Annotated in this window: 15 protein-coding genes and 1 pseudogene; 11 read left to right on the forward strand and 5 right to left on the reverse strand. The window is 75.2% G+C overall.

The genetic code is table 11. The annotated features are described in order from the left end of the window. Nucleotides 1-110: 110 nt before the first annotated feature. From SNOUR_RS30400 to SNOUR_RS30410, 3 genes are all read left to right on the forward strand, one after another. On the forward strand, nt 111-3,719 hold the full coding sequence (locus SNOUR_RS30400; protein WP_067353346.1) for a DNA polymerase III subunit alpha: 3,609 nt from the start codon (nt 111-113) through the stop codon (nt 3,717-3,719). Beyond that, entirely contained in the window at nt 3,716-4,768 is a 1,053-nt protein-coding gene (locus SNOUR_RS30405) for a DNA polymerase Y family protein (RefSeq protein ID WP_067358930.1), read from the forward strand. Before SNOUR_RS30400 ends, SNOUR_RS30405 begins: the two co-directional genes overlap by 4 nt. A 226-nt stretch (nt 4,769-4,994) precedes the next feature. Next, nucleotides 4,995-5,852, forward strand: a complete 858-nt coding sequence (locus SNOUR_RS30410; protein ID WP_067353349.1) for an esterase/lipase family protein — start codon at nt 4,995-4,997, stop codon at nt 5,850-5,852. Nucleotides 5,853-5,968: 116 nt separating this feature from the next. On the opposite strand, the gene SNOUR_RS30415 is transcribed toward SNOUR_RS30410, so the two are convergent. Continuing rightward, nucleotides 5,969-7,261 carry an APC family permease gene (locus tag SNOUR_RS30415; RefSeq protein ID WP_067353350.1) on the reverse strand — a complete coding sequence of 431 codons (1,293 nt, stop codon included), beginning with the start codon at nt 7,259-7,261 and terminating at the stop codon, nt 5,969-5,971. Between the two features lie 80 nt (nt 7,262-7,341). On the opposite strand from SNOUR_RS30415, the gene SNOUR_RS30420 reads away from it, so the two are divergent. Further along, the gene (locus SNOUR_RS30420; RefSeq protein WP_067353352.1) at nt 7,342-7,809 is read left to right on the forward strand and encodes an Lrp/AsnC family transcriptional regulator; all 468 of its coding nucleotides are present in this window, start codon (nt 7,342-7,344) and stop codon (nt 7,807-7,809) included. A gap of 32 nt (nt 7,810-7,841) precedes the next feature. Here SNOUR_RS30420 and SNOUR_RS30425 read toward each other — a convergent pair whose 3' ends face one another. Beyond that, a complete protein-coding gene (locus SNOUR_RS30425) occupies nt 7,842-8,822 on the reverse strand; it encodes a lytic polysaccharide monooxygenase auxiliary activity family 9 protein (protein WP_067353354.1) in 981 nt (326 codons plus the stop codon). 284 nt (nt 8,823-9,106) lie between these two features. Beyond that, on the reverse strand, nt 9,107-11,626 hold the full coding sequence (locus SNOUR_RS30430; protein ID WP_067353356.1) for a SpoIIE family protein phosphatase: 2,520 nt from the start codon (nt 11,624-11,626) through the stop codon (nt 9,107-9,109). A gap of 186 nt (nt 11,627-11,812) precedes the next feature. Between SNOUR_RS30430 and SNOUR_RS30435 the strand changes: the two genes are divergently transcribed. Continuing rightward, nucleotides 11,813-12,466, forward strand: coding sequence for a class I SAM-dependent methyltransferase (locus SNOUR_RS30435; RefSeq protein ID WP_079142967.1), 654 nt, complete (start codon nt 11,813-11,815; stop codon nt 12,464-12,466). Between the two features lie 6 nt (nt 12,467-12,472). Here SNOUR_RS30435 and SNOUR_RS30440 read toward each other — a convergent pair whose 3' ends face one another. Continuing rightward, on the reverse strand, nt 12,473-13,402 hold the full coding sequence (locus SNOUR_RS30440; RefSeq protein WP_067353359.1) for a GNAT family N-acetyltransferase: 930 nt from the start codon (nt 13,400-13,402) through the stop codon (nt 12,473-12,475). A gap of 254 nt (nt 13,403-13,656) precedes the next feature. Between SNOUR_RS30440 and asnB the strand changes: the two genes are divergently transcribed. From asnB to SNOUR_RS43460, 4 genes and pseudogenes are all read left to right on the forward strand, one after another. Then, nucleotides 13,657-15,507, forward strand: coding sequence for an asparagine synthase (glutamine-hydrolyzing) (gene asnB / locus SNOUR_RS30445; protein ID WP_067353360.1), 1,851 nt, complete (start codon nt 13,657-13,659; stop codon nt 15,505-15,507). A gap of 141 nt (nt 15,508-15,648) precedes the next feature. After that, on the forward strand, nt 15,649-16,038 hold the full coding sequence (locus SNOUR_RS30450; protein WP_039637723.1) for a GntR family transcriptional regulator: 390 nt from the start codon (nt 15,649-15,651) through the stop codon (nt 16,036-16,038). Between the two features lie 84 nt (nt 16,039-16,122). After that, on the forward strand, nt 16,123-16,899 hold the full coding sequence (gene ddaH, locus SNOUR_RS30455; RefSeq protein WP_067353363.1) for a dimethylargininase: 777 nt from the start codon (nt 16,123-16,125) through the stop codon (nt 16,897-16,899). 69 nt (nt 16,900-16,968) lie between these two features. Further along, nucleotides 16,969-17,264: pseudogene (locus SNOUR_RS43460) on the forward strand (hypothetical protein); the annotation flags it as partial. 12 nt (nt 17,265-17,276) lie between these two features. Here SNOUR_RS43460 and SNOUR_RS30460 read toward each other — a convergent pair. Then, entirely contained in the window at nt 17,277-18,389 is a 1,113-nt protein-coding gene (locus SNOUR_RS30460; RefSeq protein WP_067353366.1) for a DUF5925 domain-containing protein, read from the reverse strand. 150 nt (nt 18,390-18,539) lie between these two features. Here SNOUR_RS30460 and SNOUR_RS47010 point away from each other — a divergent pair, with 150 nt between their 5' ends. Both SNOUR_RS47010 and SNOUR_RS30465 read left to right on the forward strand, forming a co-directional pair. Further along, nucleotides 18,540-18,764 (forward strand): hypothetical protein, encoded by a 225-nt coding sequence (locus SNOUR_RS47010; protein ID WP_162494989.1) that lies wholly within the window; start codon nt 18,540-18,542, stop codon nt 18,762-18,764. 112 nt (nt 18,765-18,876) lie between these two features. Then, a complete protein-coding gene (locus SNOUR_RS30465) occupies nt 18,877-19,584 on the forward strand; it encodes a YoaK family protein (RefSeq protein WP_067353368.1) in 708 nt (235 codons plus the stop codon). The last annotated feature ends 54 nt before the right edge of the window (nt 19,585-19,638 follow it).

The following is a 19,638-nucleotide window of genomic DNA, read 5'->3' on the forward strand; positions in this document are numbered from 1 at the left end:
GATCTCCGGGCGTGTGTTCGCATGGATGTTCGAAAGAAGCGTTATGGTGGAGGAAGTGAAACGAGGGACGCGAATACAGCCGGGGGGCGTATGAGGTGCAGGAGGTGCGGATGCCCGGGTTCACGCATCTGCACACCGCTTCGGGCTTCTCGCTGCGCTACGGCGCCTCCCACCCCGAGCGGCTGGCTGAGCGCGCCGCCGAGCGCGGGATGGACGCCCTCGCGCTGACCGACCGGGACGGGCTCTCCGGCGCCGTACGGTTCGCCAAGGCCGCCGCCGAGGCCGGCGTCCGCCCCCTGTTCGGCGCCGAACTGGCCGTCGCGGAGCGGGAACCGGCGCCCCGGCCCGCCATCCGTCCCCGCACCCCGGTGCACGGCGGCGCCTTCCGGGACGAGTCCGCCGCCCGCGCCGTCTTCCTGGCCCGGGACGGCGCCGCCGGCTGGGCCGCCCTGTGCCGACTGGTCTCGGCCGCCCACGCGGCCCGCCCCGCCCGGCCCGTCGCCCCCTGGAGCGCCCTGGACTCCGCCGCCGACGGGCTGACCGTCCTGCTCGGACCGGACTCCGAGGTCGGCCGGGCGCTGGCCGCCGGCCGCCCGGACCACGCCGCGAAGCTCCTCGCCCCCTGGCGCGAGCGGTACGGCGACGCGCTCCGCCTGGAGGTCGTCGACCACCACCGCCCCGGCAGCGGCCCCGGCTCCCCGCGGCTGGCCGCCCGCACCCTCGGCTTCGCCGTCGACCAGGGCGTCCGCGCCGTCCTGACCAACGCGGTCCGCTACGCCGACCCCGGCCAGGGCCCGGTCGCCGACGTACTGGACTCCGCCCGCCGCCTGGTGCCGGTGGACCGGCACCGCCCCGAGACCTGGGACAGCGGCGAGCGCTGGCTCAAGGACGCCGCCGCGATGGGCCGCACCGCCGAGCGGATCGCCGAGGCGGCCGGCCACCGGCGGGACCTCGCCCACCGGCTGCTCGCCATGACCGAACAGACCGCCGGGGAGTGCTTGGTGGACCCCCGGGGCGACATCGGGCTGGGCCGCATCCACTTCCCCGAGCCCCGGCTGGTCGGCGCCGAACACCGCACCGCCGCCCGGGTGCTGCGCTCCCGCTGCGCCGCCGCGATGGTGCTGCGCGGCTACGACCGCGACCGCACCCGCTGGGCCCGGCTGCACGACGAACTGCGCACCGTCGAACGGCTCGGCTACCCCTCGTACTTCCTGACGGTGGCTCAGGTCGTGGACGACATCCGGCAGCGGGGGATCCGGGTGGCCGCCCGGGGCTCCGGCGCCGGGTCCCTGGTCAACCACCTGCTGGGCATCGCCCACGCCGACCCGGTCGAACACGGGCTGCTGATGGAGCGGTTCCTGTCCGAGCGGCGGGCCGTGCTGCCGGACATCGACATCGACGTCGAGTCGGCCCGTCGGCTGGAGGTCTACCACGCGATCTTCGACCGCTTCGGCGCCGAGCGGGTGGCGACCGTCTCGATGCCCGAGACCTACCGCGTCCGGCACGCCGTACGGGACGTGGGCGCCGCGCTCGGCCTGGACCCGGCGCGGGTGGACCACCTCGCCAAGGCGTTCCCGCACATCCGGGCCCGGGACGCCCGCGCCGCGCTGGCCGAACTCCCCGAGCTGCGCGGGGTGCGGGAGGGCGCCGACGAACGGCTGTGGCAGCTGGTCGAGGCGCTGGACGCGCTGCCCCGCGGGATGGCCATGCACCCGTGCGGGGTGCTGCTCTCCGACGCCACGCTGCTGGACCGCACCCCCGTCGTGCCCACCGGCGGCGAGATCCCCCATGGCCTCAAGGGCACGGGAGGCACCCCCCTCGCGATGTCCCAGTTCGACAAGGACGACGTGGAGGCCCTCGGGCTGCTCAAGCTCGACGTGCTGGGCGTGCGGATGCAGTCCGCGATGGCGCACGCGGTCGCCGAGATCGGTCGGGCCACCGGGGTCCGCCTCGACCTGGACGACCCGGCGCAGGTGCCGCCCGGCGACCCGGCCACCTACGGCCTGATCCGCTCGACCGAGACGCTGGGCTGCTTCCAGATCGAGTCGCCCGGGCAGCGCGACCTGGTCGGCCGGCTCCAGCCCGCCACCTTCCACGACCTGGTCGTGGACATCTCGCTCTTCCGGCCGGGCCCGGTCGCCGCCGACATGGTGCGCCCCTTCATCGACGCCCGGCACGGCCGCGCGGCCGTCCGCTACCCGCACCCCGACCTGGAGGAACCGCTGCGCGAGACCTACGGGGTGGTGGTGTTCCACGAGCAGATCATCGAGATCCTGCGGATCATGACCGGCTGCCGGCGGGACGAGGCGGACGAGCGGCGGCGCGCCCTGGCCGACCCGGAGGAGCAGCCCCGGGTGCGCGCCTGGTTCGCCCGCCGGGCCGGCGGCCGCGGCTACCCGCCCGACGTCGTCGCGCACACCTGGGAGATCGTCGAGGCGTTCGGCGCGTACGGCTTCTGCAAGGCGCACGCGGTGGCGTTCGCGGTGCCCACCTATCAGTCCGCCTGGCTCAAGGCGCACCACCCCGCGGCCTTCTACGCCGGGCTGCTCACCCACGACCCCGGGATGTACCCCAAGCGGCTGCTGCTCGCCGACGCCCGGCGGCGCGGGGTGCCGGTGCTGCCGCTGGACGTGAACCGGTCGGCGGTCACCCACCGGATCGAACTGGTGTCCGGTCGGGAGGGTGCTCCGGACGCCTGGGGGCTGCGGCTGGCCCTCTCCGACGTGTACGGAATGAGCCAGGTCGAGGCCCGGCGGATCGCGGACGGCCAGCCCTACCGCTCGCTCCAGGACCTCTGGCAGCGGGCCCGGCCGAGCCGCCCGGTGGCCGAACGCCTCGCCCGGGTCGGCGCGTTGGACGCCTTCGGCGCCAACCGCCGGGACCTGCTGCTGCACCTCGCCGAACTGCACCGGCACGGACACGGCGTCCCCGGCGGGCAGTTGACGCTCCACCTGGACGACCGGGCGATGGGGATCCCTCCCCGATCGGGCGGAGCCGGGAACTCGGGGGTCGAGCCGGTCGAGCCGGCCGGCCTGCCCGACCTCGACGACGTGGAACGGCTCAGCGCCGAACTGGGCGTCCTCGGCATGGACACCTCCCGCCATCTGATGGCCGATCACCGGGAGTTCCTCGCCGAACTCGGCGCGGTGCCGGCCCGGCGGCTGCGCGACGCCCGGCACGGCGAGACGGTGCTGGTCGCCGGGGCCAAGGCGGCCACCCAGACACCGCCGATCCGCTCCGGCCGCCGGGTCATCTTCACCACCCTGGACGACAGCACCGGCCTGGTCGACTGCGCCTTCTTCGAAGACAGTCACGAGGCGTGCGCCCGTACCGTCTTCCACTCCTGGCTGCTGCTGGTGCGCGGCACGGTCCAGCGGCGCGGCCCGCGCAGCTTCAGCGTGGTCGGCAGCGCCGCCTGGAACCTCGCCGAACTGGCCGAACTCCGCCGCACCGGCGGCCTGGAGGCGGTCACCGCCCGGCTCGCCGCCGCGCCGGAGCCGTCCGACGCGGGCGCCGTTCCCCAAGTTCTCGAATCCGCTCGAACAGGGGAGGCCCCAATCACCGGAGCTGCTGACGCCGCCCCCCTTGCCGGCCCCGGCCGCACCATCCGCCTGGAGACCGGCTACGAGATGCACCCGTGGGCGGACCTCCGGCCGCCAGGTGAACGCGCCGCCACCGGCCGCAGGCTGTGGCACGCCAGCCCCGGGAGCGCCGGATGACCCCGCCCGGCGCCCGGCGCTCGCCCGGCACGCTGTACGTCCGTTTCCGGACCGCCGCCGACGGGCCCGTCGACGCGCGCCAGTACGAGCAACTGCTCGGCCTGATAGGCCGGTTCACCCCCGTCGTGCAGGCGCTGCCGCCGGACGCCGCGCTCGTCGACGTCCGCGGCGCGCTGCGCTACTTCGACCGGGACGCGGCGGGCATCGCCGCGCTGATCCGGCTGCGCGCGCTGGCCTGGCACGGCGTGCGGTGCACCATCGGCGTCGGCGACAACCCGCAGCTCGCCCGGATCGCGGCCCAGGACGCCCCGCCCGGCGGGATCCGGTCGGTGCCCGCCGACCCCCGGGCCGTCGCCGCCTTCCTCGACCGCCGCCCGGCCTCCGCGCTGTACGGCGTCGGGCCGTCGGCCGCCCGCGCGCTGTCCGCCTACGGGCTCGACAGCATCGGCAGGATCGCCGCCGCCCCGCCCGCCACCCTCCAGCGGATCCTGGGCGCCCGGGCCGGCCGCGCGGTCTTCGAGCGGGCCCGCGGAATCGACCCCACCCCCGTCACCCCCAACGCGGCGGCCCGCTCGATCGCCGCCGAACACCGCTTCGCCCACGACGAGTTGGACCCGGACCGGCGCCGCCGGGCGCTGCTCTCGCTCGCCGACGAACTCGGCACCCGGCTGCGGGCGAGCGGACAGGCGGCCCGCGCGCTCACCCTCACCGTCCGCTACGCCGACCGCTCCACCACGACCCGCACCCGGCGGCTGGACGCGCCGACCGCGCACGGCCCCGCGCTGACCGCGGCCGCCTACGCGCTGCACACCGCACTCGGCCTCCAGCGGGCCCGGGTGCGCACGCTGGCCCTGCGGGCCGAGGACCTGTGCCGCGCCGAACGCGCCGCCCGCCAGCTGACCTTCGACCCCGTCGACGACAAGGCGCACCGCATCGAAGCGGCCGTCGACCGCGCCCGGGCCCGCTTCGGCGCCACGGCGGTACGTCCCGCCGGGGCGTTCGGACCGGCCCCGGGGCGGACCCCGCCGCGCCGCCCGGCCCGCTCGTAGGCACCACCGCCGTCGGCCGGCATTTCCCCGACACACAACCGGAGTTGCGCACCCGGTCGTGCGGTGCGGATCCGGTGCGTCTTCCTTCACCGTCACGCCACTGGTACGCCGTGCTTACCCGCTCGTAACTTACTTGCAAGTCACCACGCTGGCCCTTGCGATCCGGATCGCAGGTGAACGGCTCACCGAGCACCTCGGAGTCCCCTCACCCCGCAAGGAGCACCGTATGAAGCTGCGTTGGTCGAGACTGCGCGCCGCCCTCCCGGCGGTCGCCCTGGCCCTGGGTCTCACCACGGCAACCCCCGCGGCGGCGTCCCCCACCGTCAGCAGCGGATGGAACGACTTCTCCTGCAAGCCCTCCAGCGCCCACCCCCGCCCCGTCGTCCTCGTCCACGGCACCTTCGGCAACGCAATCGACAACTGGGTCGGCCTCGCACCCTACTTGGTCGCCCGCGGCTACTGCGTCTTCTCCCTGGACTACGGCCAACTGCCCGGCGTCCCGGTCTTCCACGGGCTCGGCCCGATCGACGCCTCGGCACAGCAACTCGCCACGTACGTCGACCAGGTGCGGGCCGCGACCGGCTCGGACAAGGTGGACCTCGTCGGGCACTCGCAGGGCGGCATGATGCCGCGGGTCTACCTGAAGTTCCACGGCGGCGCGGACAAGGTGCACACGCTGGTCGGGCTGGCCCCCGACAACCACGGCACCACCCTCGACGGCCTGACCAAACTGCTGGACCTCTTCCCCGGCGCCAAGCAGTACCTCGACAAGTTCACCCCGGGCCTGACCGACCAGGCCATCGGGTCCGACCTCCTCAACCGCCTCAACGCCGGCGGCGACACCGTCCCCGGCATCCACTACACCGTCATCGCCACCCGGTACGACGAGGTCGTCACGCCCTACGCCTCCGGGTTCCTCAACGGCCCCGACGTCCACAACGTCATGCTCCAGGACCTGTGCGCGGTCGACCTCTCCGATCACGTGGCCATCGGGACCCTCGACCGGATCGCCTTCCACGAGACGGCCAACGCGCTCGACCCGGCGCACGCCACCCCGACCACCTGCGCCTCCGCCGCGAGTTAGGGCCTGACCCATCGGACAGGCCCTAGGGCCGTTCGGCCGCGCGCCGGACCCTGCGCCGTCCCGGCCCGCGGTCGGCGCGCGGGCCGGGCCCCGGGCCGGGCGCACCCGCCCGCGGTTCAGCGGGTGCCCCGGCCCGTCCGACGCAGCGTCAGGAAGCCGACCGCGGCGACCGCCAGCGCCGCCGGGATCAGCAGCAGCCACCCGGAGAAGGCGAGCACCCCCGCGGTCAGCACGGCACTGGCCAGCCCGCCGCACCACAGCGGGGTGCGCCGCGGCAGCAGCACCAGCGCGGCGGCCAGCCCCGCCAGGGTCACCGCGGCCAGGCAGGTCGCGGTGGCCCGCATCAGCAGGTCCAGGTCGGCGGCGCCGGTGGCGGCCGGCACCGCCAGCCCCGCCGCCACCACGCCCAGCACCGCCAGCGCCCGGCGCGGCACCTCGCCCGGCGCGCCGCCCTTGGCCAGCCAGCGCGGCGCCGCGCCGTCCCGGCCGAGCGCCGCGCCGAGCCGGGAGGCCCCGGCCAGATAGGAGTTGACCGCCCCGAAGGTGAGGAACAGCGCCGCCGCTGCCGCCACCGGGCGGGCCGCGGTCCCCACGCTCTGCGCGAGCAGCGCGGTCAGCGGGGTGTCGGTCCGCGCGGCGGCCGGCCCCAGCGCGCCGATGGTGGTGACCGCCAGCCCCAGGTAGAGCACGGTGATCACGGCGAGCGTACGGCGGGTCACCCGCGGCAGGTCCCGCGCCGGATCGGCGAACTCCCCGGAGAGGTGGCTGGCCGCCTCCCACCCGGCGAACGCGAAGAACAGCACCGAGGCCGCCGACCCCACCGACGCCCAGCCGCCCGGCAGGAACGGCGTGAAGTGCGCCGCGGACACCCGCGGCGCGGCGGCCAGCACCGCGCACAGCAGCACCGCCGCCAGCAGCCCGCCGAGCAGCAGTTGGACCCGCCCCGACATCCGCAGCCCGACCGCGTTGGAGGCCAGCGCGCCGACCAGCACCACGGCGCCGACCACGGCCGCGCCGGTCCGGCCCCAACCGGCCGCGTCGGCCACGTACGTGCCGCCGATCCAGGAGGCCGAGACCACGCCCAGCGGCACCGCCCCGTAGAACCACCACCCGACCACCGCCGCGGCCCGCGGCCCGATCGCCCGGTGCACGAAGGTCGCCACGCCGCCGCCGTCGGGGAACCGCGCGCCCAGCGCCGCGAACGACGCGGCCACCGGCACGCACATGGCCAGCAGCACGACCCAGGCCAGCAGGGAGGCGGGACCGGCCGCGGCGGCGGCCAGCGACGGCAGCGTCAGCACACCGGGCCCCAGGACGGCGCCGGCGCACAGCGCGGTACCGCCCCCGATACCCAGCCGCCGTACATCCGGCCGTGCAGCAGCAGTGAGAGATGTTTCTTGTACGGACACGGCCGCAGACGCTAGCCGGAAAGTTGATCAAACGGGGCTGTGGCCGAACGAAATTCGACGGCGACCGGCACCATGGGGGCATGGACGACATTGATTCGGCGATTGTCCGGGAACTGCAGCGCGATGCACGGCAGACCAACCGCGAACTGGCCGGCAAACTGAACATCGCCCCCTCCACCTGTCTGGAGCGGGTCCGCGCCCTGCGCGCCCGAGGGGTGATCACCGGCTACCGCGCCACCGTGGACCTGCGCGCCCTCAACCGCCCCGTACAGGCGCTGCTGACGGTCCGGATCCGGCCCATGAACCGCGAGGTGATCGAGCGGTTCAAGGCGTTCCTGACCTCCCTGCCCGAGGTGCTCACCGTCTATGTCGTCGCGGGCGGCGACGACTTCCTGGTGCACGTCGCCGTCCCGGACGTGGACCGGCTGCACGCCCTGCTGATGGACCGGATCTTCAAGCGCCGCGAAGTCGTCGACTGCCGCAGCTCGGTGATCTACCAGCATGTCGCCAACGACATCATCGAGCCGCTGCCGCCCGAGCGGCCCTGACGGGACCGGACGGGCGGCAGCGGCGGACGACCTCAGCCCTGGTGGCGGGCGGCCTTCCGGCGGGTGGCCAGGAACAGCACCCCGGCACCCAGGGCGAGCACCGCGGCGCCCCCGACGGCCAGCGGCGCGGTGCTGCCGTCGCCACCGGTCTCGGCCAGGTGCTTCCCGCCGACCGGACGCGTCGCGCCGTCCGGGTGCGGCCCGCCCGCGCCGGATCCGGCATCCGCGGGCGCGGCAGCCGGGGCCTGGGCGCCGGCCGGCCGGTCGCCGCCCATGGCGTGGTCGTGGTGGCCCATGTCCATCGAGGACCTGTCGGCGCCCGCGGCGATCTGCCGGTCGGTCGGCGCGGACGCCGACGGGCTCCCGGCGCCGCCGTTGCCCTTGCCGAAGACCACGTCGGAGCAGGTGTAGAAGGCTTCCGGGCTGTCCGAGCGCTGCCAGATGCTGTAGACGAGGTGGCGGCCGGACCGGGCGGGCACGGTGCCGTCGAAGACGTACTCCCCGTTGGTCAGCGTCGGGTCGGTGGCCTTCGCGAACGGCCGGGCCTCCAGGTCCGACCACTTCAGCGGCTTCTTCGGGTCGTAGCCGGCCTTGGTGAGGTACAGCTCGAACGTGCCCTTGTGCGGCGCGGTCGCCTTGTAGTGGAAGGTGTGCTTGCCCGCCTTCATCGGGGTGGACGGCCAGTCGGCGCGCGGCAGGTCCAGCCCCTTGTACTCGTCGTTGCCGGCGCTGCACAGCTTGCCGTCCGGGATCCGCTCCTTCGACCTGCCGCCGGCGTTGCCGTCCCGGACGGCGTTCCAGTCGTAGAGCGCCTGGGCGCTGCCGACCTGCACGGCGGCCTTGCACGCGGCGGACGTGGGGTGCTCGGGGCCCTCGGCGTAGCAGGCCGCGACGCGGCTGACCGGGTCCGACATCGACCCGTGCGCGGCGGCCGGGGTCGCGGTGAGCACGGTGAGCGCCAGGGGGGCGACGCCGAGCAGCGCGAGCACCGTGACGTTGCGGCGAGCGGTCATCGTGGGGGTCTCCTTCATCGGGTGTGTCCGTTGCGGGCGCGCGGCGCACCGAGGGGGTCCCCGCTCCGGGGGAGCGCGGGGCGGTGCGCCGCGCGCGGAGGGGCGGCGGGCGGTGGGGGGTCGGGCGGCGAACGGCACCGGTGCCGCCCTCCGGCGAACGGCACCGGCCGGCCCGCGAACCCGCCGTGCGGAGCTGACGCTAGCCGCCCTGAGCAGCGGATTTGAGGCCCGAAGGCCGATCCGGCGGATCCTTATGGCGCCGTTAAGGGGCGGGTAAGGAGCCTCTAAGCGGGGGCGCCGGAACGCGGGCCGGTCGGCGGGCCGTCGAGGCCGTCGGCGAGTGCGCCGAACGCCTCCGCGGCGGCGTCCGGGCCGTTGTCCAGCGGGAGTTCGGCCCAGATGAACTTGCCCTGCGGGGTGTAGCGGGCGCCCCACCGCCGGGCGTACCCGGCGATCAGGAAGAGCCCCCGGCCGCCCTCGTCGGTGGTCCGGGCGTGCCGCAGGTGCGGCGCGGTGCTGCTGCCGTCGGAGACCTCGCAGATCAGCGACTCCGCCCGGATCATCCGCAGCCCGATCGGTCCGGAAGCGTGCCGGATGGCGTTGGTGACCAGCTCGCTGACGATCAGTTCGGTGGAGAACTCCAGCTCCGTCAGCCCCCACCGGGCCAACTGGTCGGCGGCGGACCGACGGGCCTCCCCGACCGCCGACGGGTCCGCGGGGATGTCCCAGGTGGCCAACTGCTCCTGCGGCAGCGCCCGGGTGCGGGCCAGCAGCAGCGCCACGTCGTCCACCGGCCGGGCGCCGGGCAGGGAGTTGACGACCCGTTCGCAGATCTCCTCCAACGGGGCCTGCGGATCGGACAGCGCGGTCCGCAGCCGGGTGATCCCGCCGTCCAGGTCGAGCGCCTTCCCCAGCAGCAGCCCGTTGGTGTAGAGCGCCAGCAAACTGCCCTCGGACAGCGGCAGTTCGACGGACTCGAAGGGCATCCCGCCCAGCCCCAGCGGCGGCCCGGTCGGCAGCTCCAGCAGCTGGCAGCCGCCCGCCGGACTGACCAGCAGCGGCGCGGGGTGCCCGGCCCGGGCCAGGACGCAGGAGCAGCCGACCGGGTCGTAGACCGCGTACAGGCAGGTCGCCCCGACCACCCCGTCGTCGCTGTGCGCGTCGTGCGCGACCCGGTTGACCATGTCGTCCAGGTGGGCCAGCACCTCCTCGGGGGACAGGTCCAGATCGGCCAGCGCCTGCACGGCGGCGCGCAGCCGGCCCATCGTGGCCGCGGCGTGCACCCCGTGCCCGACCACGTCGCCGACCACCAGCGCCACCCGTGCCCCGGACAGCGGGATCACATCGAACCAGTCACCGCCCACCCCGGACCGCGAGTCGGCCGGCAGATAGCGGTACGCCGCCTCCACCGCGCTCTGTTCGGGCAGGTCGCGCGGCAGCAGGCTGCGCTGGAGGGTGAGCGCCGCGGCGTGCTCCCGGGTGTACCGGCGGGCGTTGTCGATGGAGTTCGCCGCGCGGGTGACGAACTCCTCGGCCAGGACCAGGTCGTCGGGGTGGAAGGGGCCGGTGGGCCGCCAGCGCGCGAACGCCGCCGCGCCCAGGAAGTTGCCCCGGGCCCGCAGCGGCACCACCATCAGCGAGTGGAAGCCGAGCGCGCGCAGTTGCCCGGCCCGGACCGGATCGTCGGCCGCCCAGTCGGCCTGGTCCAGGTCCAGGGCCGGGATCAGCACCGACTCGCCCTCGGTCAGGCTCAGCACCACCGGCGCCGACGGAGGGTAGGCGGCCCGCTCCCCGACCGCGATCACCGCCTCCGGGCAGCCCTCCCGCACGGACTGCTGACCGGCCCGGCGCATGGTGAACAGGGTGGCGGGATCGATCGGCCCGGGCGCGGGCTCCTCGCCGGTGAGCATCGCCTCCAGCAGGTCGACGGTGACGAAGTCGGCGAGGTCCGGGACCGCCACGTCCGCCAGTTCCTGGGCGGTCTGCCAGACGTCCAGGGATCCGCCGATCCGCTCCCCGGCGCGGTTGAGCAGCGCCATCCGCTGCCGGGCGCGGTAGCCGTCGGTGACGTCGAGGACCATGTAGCAGACGCCGAGGACCCCGCCGGACTCGTCCTCCAACCGGAAGAAGGACGTCGAGTAGGCGTGCTCGCGCTGCGGATCGGACTCCGGGCGCCCGAGGTACTCGTAGCCCAGGGAGGGCACCCCGGTCCGCAGCACCCGCCGCATCTCCGCCTCGACGGACTCCACCGCCAGGCCCGGCAGCACCTCGCCCAGCCGCCTGCCCAGCCGATCCGGGCGCGCGGTGCCGCCCATCCGTTCCAGGGCGTCGTTGAGCCAGACGTACCGCAGCTCGCGGTCGAGCATCGCCACCCCGATCGGCGACTCCCCCAGGATGCCGTTCAGCAGCGACCGGGCCGCCCCCGTCCAGGGCGTCCGGGCCATCTCCGAGGCCAGCACCAGCCGCGCGGCGGGTTCCCGGCCGGTCAGCACCGGCAGCACCCGCACCTCCAGGTCGAGCCGCTGCCCCGCGCGGTCGCGCACCGCCGCCAGCCCGCTCCAGCCGCCCTCCGCCGCCAGCCGGTCCGCCCAGACCTGCTGCCCGGACGCCGCCTGCGGGTTCGCCGGGGCGAACAGCTCCGCCAGCGGACGGCCGACGGCCCATGAGGCCGGATGACCGAGCAGCCGCTCGGCGCCCGCGGTCCAGCCCCGTACCACCCCCGTCCGATCGGCCATCACCACGGCGGTCCGGGTGAGGTCGAAGGCTCCGTCTCCGGGGAGGCGGTTGCTCGGCGAGGCACTCATACAAGACCGTTCCAATGCCGGCGCAAGGCCCCGCGACGGCCCTGCCACCGGCTCGCCACCGTGTACCACCAGCGCCTTCAACGGTACTCCCGGAACCTGTCGGGGCGCTTGCCCAGCGGCCGCGGCCGGCGGCCCTCTCCCGCAGGTCACCGGCGGTTGTCAGTGGCAGCTGGCACCCTGACGGACATGAGCACCGACACCCCGGCCGCCCCGGCGACACCGCCCCTGCCCGACCCGTCCGCCGCCTACTGGCAGGCCGCCGCCGCGACCTACGACGACGAGCCCGACCACGGCCTCGGCGACCCGGCGGTCCGCGCCGCCTGGGCCGCCCGGCTGCGCACCTGGCTGCCGGCCGCCCCCGGCGACGTCCTCGACCTGGGCTGCGGCACCGGCAGCCTGGCCCTGCTCGCCACCGAGCAGGGCCACCGGGTCACCGGCGTCGACCGCTCACCGGCCATGGTCGACCGCGCCCGCACGAAGCTCGCCGGGCGGCCCGCCACCTTCGTCGTCGGCGACGCCGCCCAACCACCCGTGGGGGAGCGCCGGTTCGACGCCGTCCTGGTGCGCCACGTGCTGTGGGCGCTGCCGGACCCGTCGGCGGCCCTGCACCACTGGGCGGCACTGCTCGCCCCCGGCGGCCGACTGGTGCTGGTGGAGGGCCGCTGGGGCGAGTCCGCCCCGATGGGCCTGACCGCCGCCGAACTCACCGCCCTGACCGCACCGTTGGCGTCCCGCACGGAGCTGATACCCCTCTCCGACGACCCGACGCTGTGGGGCCGGGAGGTCTCCGACGAGCGGTATGCGGTGGTCGTCCGTGTCGCGCCCCGGCACCCGGCGTGATCGACATCACTTCCGCCCCAACTCCCGCACATGCCGCACCTCCCCGCCGCACCCCCGGTAGCCGAAGCCGCGGTTGATGGCGCGCATCGGGGCGTTGTCGGTGTCGTTGCCGGTGAAGGCTTCGGTGCAGCCGGCGTCGCGGGCGCGGTGCAGGGCGTCGGTCTTGGCGAGCTTCGCCAGGCCCCGGCCGCGGAAGGCGCGCCGGCAGCCGGTCATCGCGGTCAGATAGCGGCCCCGGCCGTCGGTGGCGGCGAGGGTGTACGCGGCGACCTCGCCGTCGACGGTGACCACGGTGGTCAGGCCCAGGTCGAGGTCGGGGTTCTCCCAGGTGGTGCGGAGCCAGTCGGGGTAGGTGACGGCGTCCGCGGCGACGTCGGCCGGTTCGTCCGCGCCGGCCTCGGCGTCCGCCTCGTACAGGGGGCGTGGATCGGCGCCGAAGTCCGCGCCGGTGCACAGCCGGACGCCGGGGGGCAGGGCGGCCGGCAGCGGCGGCAGCGCGGTGTGTGCCAGGTCGAGCCGGAGGAAGTCGGCGCGGCGGGTGGGGCGGTAGCCGTGCCGGGCGGCGAAGGCCAGTGAGCCGGGCTCGTCGACCGTCCAGGCGTACGCGTGACCGACGCCGACCGCGGCCAGGTGTTCCTCGCCGGCCGCCAGCAGCGCGCTGCCTGCGCCGTGCCCCCGGTGGTCGGGGTGGACGAGGGGAGTGGCCATGCCCTGTCCGGGCCGGTTGCTGTCGTGCAGCAGCGAGGCATTGATCTGGCCGATCACCTGTCCGTCGCGCACCGCGACCAGCGACCGCAGCCGCTTCGCCGGGGGCGCGGCGGCGATCTGCCAGGCGACGCCCTGTGGGGTCGCGAGGAGGAACCGCAGGGCGGCCCGTCGCAGGTCGGCGACGGGCTTCGCGTCGGAGGGGCGGAAGTCGCGCAGGGTGAGGGCCATGGCGCGGACGGTACGCCGGCGCGGTCCGTTCCGCCGCCCGATTTCCGGGCGCCGGTGGCGACCGGGGGCGGTTTCCGCCGTGCGGGACAAGGGAGTTGACGGCGGTCTTCCGGTGGGCGGTGGGGGTGTGGCTCATTCCGGACGGTCGCCCAGATGTATAGGTGGTGCCTGCAACTACCTGGGCGTACGGTGATCGCGCCGGGCGCCGCCGGGAGCGCGGCGGCCCGCCGTAACCCGAAGGAGGAGCCGCGAGCATGTGCGGAATCACCGGATGGATCTCCTACGACAACGACCTCACCACGCAGCGCCCCATCCTTGAGGCGATGACCCGGACCATGGCCTGCCGCGGTCCGGACGCCGGCGGCATATGGCTCGCCCCGCACGCCGCGTTCGGGCACCGCCGGCTCGCCGTCATCGACATCGACGGCGGCAGGCAGCCGATGAGTGTCGAGCAGGACGGCCGCACCCTGGTCGTCACCACCTACAGCGGCGAGGTCTACAACTACCGCGAACTCCGCGCCGAGTTGACCCGGCTGGGCCATGCCTTCCGGACGAACAGCGACACCGAGGTCGTGCTGCACGCCTACCTCCAGTGGGGCGAGGCGTTCGTCGAGCGCCTCAACGGCATGTACGCCTTCGCGCTCTGGGACCCGCGCACCGAGCAACTCCTGCTGGTCCGCGACCGGATGGGCATCAAGCCGCTCTTCTACTACCCGACCCGCGACGGCGTCCTGTTCGGCTCCGAGCCCAAGGCGGTGCACGCCCACCCCGACGTCCGCCCGGCCGTCGACGCCGAGGGCCTGGCCGAGCTGATCACCTTCACCAAGACCCCCGGCCACGGCGTCTACAAGGGGCTGCACGAGGTCCGCCCCGGCCACCTGGTGCGCATCGACCGCAACGGCGTCCACGTCAGCCGCTACTGGGCCCTGGAGGCCCGCGAGCACACCGACGACCTCGACACCACCGTCGCCCGGGTCCGCGAACTCCTCGACGACATCGTCGCCCGCCAGCTGATCGCCGACGTCCCCTTGTGCACCCTGCTCTCCGGCGGCCTGGACTCCTCGGCCATCACCGCGCTCGCCGCCAAGGCGCTGGGGGCCCAGGGCAGCGGCCCGGTCCGCTCGTTCGCCGTCGACTTCACCGGCTACACCGAGAACTTCAAGCCCGACGACCTGCGTGGCACCCCCGACGGGCCGTACGCGCACGCCCTGGCCGAGCACGTCCGCTCCGACCACCACGACATCGTGCTGGACACCACGGCCCTGATGGACCCGGCGCACCGCGCCGCGGTCCTGGCCGCCCGCGACCTGCCCAACGGGTTCGGCGACGGCGACACCTCGCTCTACCTGCTGTTCAAGGCGGTCCGCGAGCAGTCCACGGTCGCCCTCTCCGGCGAGTCAGCGGACGAGGTGTTCGGCGGCTACCGCTGGTTCCACGACCCGGAGTCGGTGAACGCCGACACCTTCCCCTGGGTCGCCGCGGGAGTCTCCGGCCGGTTCGCCGGCGGCAACGCGGTCCGCGAGGCGCTGCTCGACCGCGCCCTGCTCAAGCGGCTCGACCTGCCCGGCTACGAGCGCCGCCGCTACCGCGAGGCGCTCGCCGAAGTCCCCTACCTGGACGACGACATCGGCCACCAGCGCCGGATGCGCGAGGTCAGCTATCTGCACCTGACCCGCTTCGTGCAGATCCTGCTGGACCGCAAGGACCGCGCCAGCATGGCCGTCGGACTGGAGGTCCGGGTCCCGTTCTGCGACCACCGCCTGGTCGACTACGTCTTCAACACCCCCTGGGCGATGAAGACGTTCGACGGCCGGGAGAAGTCGCTGCTGCGGGCCGCCACCCGCGACGTGCTGCCCGACGTGGTCGCCGACCGCGTCAAGAGCCCCTACCCCAGCACCCAGGACCCCGGCTACAACGAGGCGCTGCGCGACGAACTCAGGGAACTGACCGCCGACCGCGACGCCCCGGTCCGCCCGCTGCTGGATTCCGGGGTGCTCGCCGAAGCCACCGCCGACGGCGCCGACCAGGACATCCGCCCGGGCGCCGAACTCGTCCTCGGCATGGATGCCTGGTTGCGCACCACCGGCACCACCCTGGAGCTGTAGGCCGCGGACTTCCGCAGTCCCCGGGCACGGTGGCCGCTCCTGGCGCACAATGGATGCGACAAAACCGCGCACCCGCGCCGGCGGATCCGCGCACCCCGCGCGCCCGCCGACCGCGCCACCACCAGCACCAGGAGCGCCACCGTGTCCCCGCAGACGCTGACGATCACCATCGACCCGGCGGCGGCCGAGGCCCCGTTCGAGCAGGTCCGCACCCAGATCGCCGACCAGGCCCGGACCGGCACCCTGCCGGTCGGCCACAAACTGCCCACCGTCCGCGGCCTCGCCGAGGAACTGGGCCTGGCCGCCAACACCGTCGCCAAGGCGTACCGCGCCCTGGAGACCGACGGCGTGATCGAGACCCGCGGCCGCAACGGCAGCTTCGTCGCCGCGGCCGGTGACGCCGCCGCCAAGGAGGCCGCCGCGGCCGCCGCGGTCTACGCCCACCGCGCCCAGCGCCTGGGCCTGGACCGCGCCGCCGCGCTCGCCGCCGTCACCGACGCCCTGCGCGCCAGCTACGACAGCGGGGACTGACCGCACCGGCACCCGAAACCCGGCGGGCCGCCCCGACCCGCCGACCCGGCCCGCACCAGCCCCGCACCAGCCCCGGAGGAGCCCATGCCCAGTCGGCACGCCCTCGTCCGACGCCCCGGTCCCCGCCTCGCCGAGGGCCTGGTCACCCATATGGACCGGCGGCCGGTGGACGTCGCGCTGGCGCTGCGCCAGTGGGAGGCGTACGTCCAGGTGCTGCACGACCACGGCTGGCGGACCACCGAGGTGGCGCCCGCCGACGACTGCCCGGACGCGGTCTTCGTCGAGGACACCATGGTCGTCTTCCGCAACGTCGCCCTGCTCGCCCGCTCCGGCGCCGGCTCCCGCAGACCCGAGCTCCCGGCCGCCCGCGAGGCCGCCGAGGCGCTCGGCTGCTCCCTCAACGCGGTCCGCGCCCCCGGCACGCTCGACGGCGGCGACGTCCTGAAGGTCGGGGACACCCTGTACGTGGGCCGCGGCTGCCGCACCAACATCGACGGGGTCCGGCAACTCCGCGCCGCCTTCGAGCCGTTGGGCGCCCGGGTGATCGCCGTACCGGTCAGCCGGGTGCTGCACCTGAAGTCGGCGGTCACCGCCCTCCCCGACGGCACCGTCATCGGCTACCCGCCGCTGGTCGAGGACTCGTCGGTCTTCCCGCACTTCCGCCCGGTCCTGGAGGAGGCCGGGGCGCACGTCGTCCTCCTGGGCGGCGACGCGCTGCTGATGGCCGCCTCCGCACCCCGGACCGCCCAGCTGTTCACCCGCCTCGGCTACCGCCCGGTGCCCGTCGACATCAGCGAGTTCGAGAAGCGGGAGGGCTGTGTCACCTGCCTGTCGGTGCGCCTGCGCGAACTGACGGAGTGAGCGGCGCACCGCACCAGCGGAGCTGACGGAACATCATCCGCGCGACGCGGCAGCGGGCATCCTCGCCCCATGAGCAACCTCGACCTCCGCCCCACCCCCACCCGCTGCGGCGGCAACCGCCACACCGGCCCGGTCCGCGAACTCCAGGCCGGCAAACAGGTCCCGCTCGGCGAGAGCACCCTGGTCCGCCGTCTGCTGCCCAACCTGGGCCGTGCGCCCGGCTGTGGGTCGCCCTGCCCGACGCCCACCGCGCCACCGTCATCCTCGGCGAACTGGACGGCGCCGCCTCGCCCGGCACCACCTTCACCCCGCTGATGGGCGCCGACCTCGCCCTCGCCGCGGGCACCGACGCCCGACTCCCGCTCCCCGTAACGGCGTTACAGATACAGCCCCGACGCCGTGCCCCGGGGCTGGGTCGGCAGCCCGGCGGGCCGGGTGCCGCGGCGGAGGGCGTAGAGCTCGGCCAGGGTGGCGCCGTCGCGGCCGACGCCCTCCTCGGTGCCGAGCCAGGCGACGGCCTCCGGGCGGGTCAGCGGGCCGATCTCGATCCGGGCCAGGCAGCGGCCGGGGCGGACCACCGCGGGGTGCATCCGCTCCAGGTCCTCGTTGGTGGTGACGCCGACCAGGACGTTGCGGCCCTGGCCCAGGAGGCCGTCGGTGAGGTTGAGCAGGCGGGAGAGCGCCTGGCCCGCGGCGTGCTTGGCCTCGCCGCGGATCAGTTCGTCGCAGTCCTCCAGCAGGAGCAGCCGCCAGCGGCTGCGGCCGGTGGCGTCGTCCTCCCCGATGGCGATGTCCATCAGATAGCCGATGTCGCCGAACAGCCGCTCCGGGTCCAGTACGCAGTCCACCTGGCACCACTCCCGCCAGGACCGGGCGAGGGTGCGCAGCGCGGAGGTCTTGCCCGTGCCGGGCGGGCCGTGCAGCAACAGCAGCCGCCCGGCGATCTCCTCGGGGGAGACCGTCATCAGCCGGTCCAGCTCCGCGGCCACCGGCGCGGTGTAGTTGGCGCGGATCTCCTCCCACGTCCCGGCGCCGATCTGCCGGGTGGTGCGGTGCGGGCCGCGGCGCGGGGAGTAGTACCAAAAGCCCATCGGGACGTTCTCCGGCTGGGGGTCGGGGGCGTCCTCGGCGCCCTCCGTGGCCTGCCCGAGCACCTTCTCGGCGAGTTCGTCGGTGACCGCGGTGACCGTCACGTCGGCGCCGCGGTTCCAGCGGGAGACCAGCAGCGTGAAGCCGTCGCCCTCGGCGAGGGTGGCGCCGCGGTCGTCGTCCCGGGCCGAGCGCAGGATCCGGACCCCGGGCGGCAGCAGCGTCCGCCCGGACTTCACCCGGTCGACCGTGCGGCTCCGGGCGTACGGCTGCTCGCCGTTGGCGAACCGGCCCAAGAAGAGCGCGTCGACGACATCGGACGGGGAGTCGCTGTCGTCCATCGTCAGCCGGAGCGGCAGGGATTCCTCGGCGCGGGAGGACGGGACCCGATCGGCACACATACCGGCATGATCCGCCAGACCGGCCGCCCGCGTACAAGGATTATCCGAGCCACGCCGCCCGCCCGGCGCCGGACCGGTTGTCCGCGGGCGGTGCGCGCGCCGGAACGCGCCCTGTGCGCGCCCGTCGGACCCGTCCTAGGGTGGTCCGCCGTGCGACGTCGAGGTGGGGAACGTCAGGGGCGGCCGGACGGGCCGGAGCGAGCGAGCGGCGGGCGCCTGCGGGGGCGCCAGGGGACGGCCTTCGGGGTGGCGGTGGTGGTCGGGGTAGCCGCGCTGGTGCTGCTGCTGGTGATGTGCGGGGCGGGGGGCGAGCACCGGGACGCGTCCCGGGCGAGAACGGCGCCCGGGGGAGCAATTGCCACCGGCCGCCGCTGAGGGGCCGTCCGGGCGGGGCGCCCACTGACGGCGCAATGGGCCCGGTGCCGCGCCGGCCCTCCGGAGACTGGCAGACGCCGATCCGAGGTGCCCGGTGGAAGGAGCCGATCCCGTGGAGCCGCCGAGCGGAGCCGCCCTGACGGTGGTCATGGTGTGCCTGACCGTGGTGACCGGCGTGCTCGACGCCGCCAGCTTCCTGACCCTCGGTCATGTCTTCACCGCGACCCAGACCGGCAATCTGCTCTTCCTCGGCTTCGGCATCGCCGGGCAGGGCGGGCTGCCGGTGGTCGCGACGGTGGTCTCGCTCGGCGCGTTCCTGGTCGGGGCGGTCGCCGGGGCCCGGCTGGAGTCCGTGCTGGCCACCCGTCGGCGGCCGTGGTTCCCGGTGGCCCTGCTGGTCGAGGCGGCGCTGCTGGCCGGCGCGGCGGCGGCGTGCTGGGGGTCCGGCCCGGCCCGCGGGCTGACGGCCGGTCAGCGCTGCGCGGCCATCGCGCTGATGGCGATGGCGATGGGGATGCGCAACGTCACCGCGATGCGGGTGGCCGCCCCGGACCTGACCACGACGGTGGAGACCCGTGCGATGACGGCCCTGGTGAGCGGTTCGGCGCTGGGTGGCGACCGGCTGCTGGGCTACGGCAGCCACGCCGTGCCCCGCCGGCTCAGCTCGGTGGGCGCGATGCTGCTGGGCGGGTTGCTGGGCGCCTGGCTGATCGGGCTGGGTACCCGTACGCCGCTGGTGGTGCTGTTGGCGGCGGTGACGGTGGCGGCCACCGCCCTCCTCGTCCCCGGGCTCGCCCACGGGCGGAACGCCGACGGCTGACCGGCCGGCCGTCGGCGTCCGCACCCGCCGGGCCCCCGGCGGGGCCCGCTACCG

This window comes from Streptomyces noursei ATCC 11455, from assembly GCF_001704275.1.
In the GTDB taxonomy this organism is placed as follows: domain Bacteria; phylum Actinomycetota; class Actinomycetes; order Streptomycetales; family Streptomycetaceae; genus Streptomyces; species Streptomyces noursei.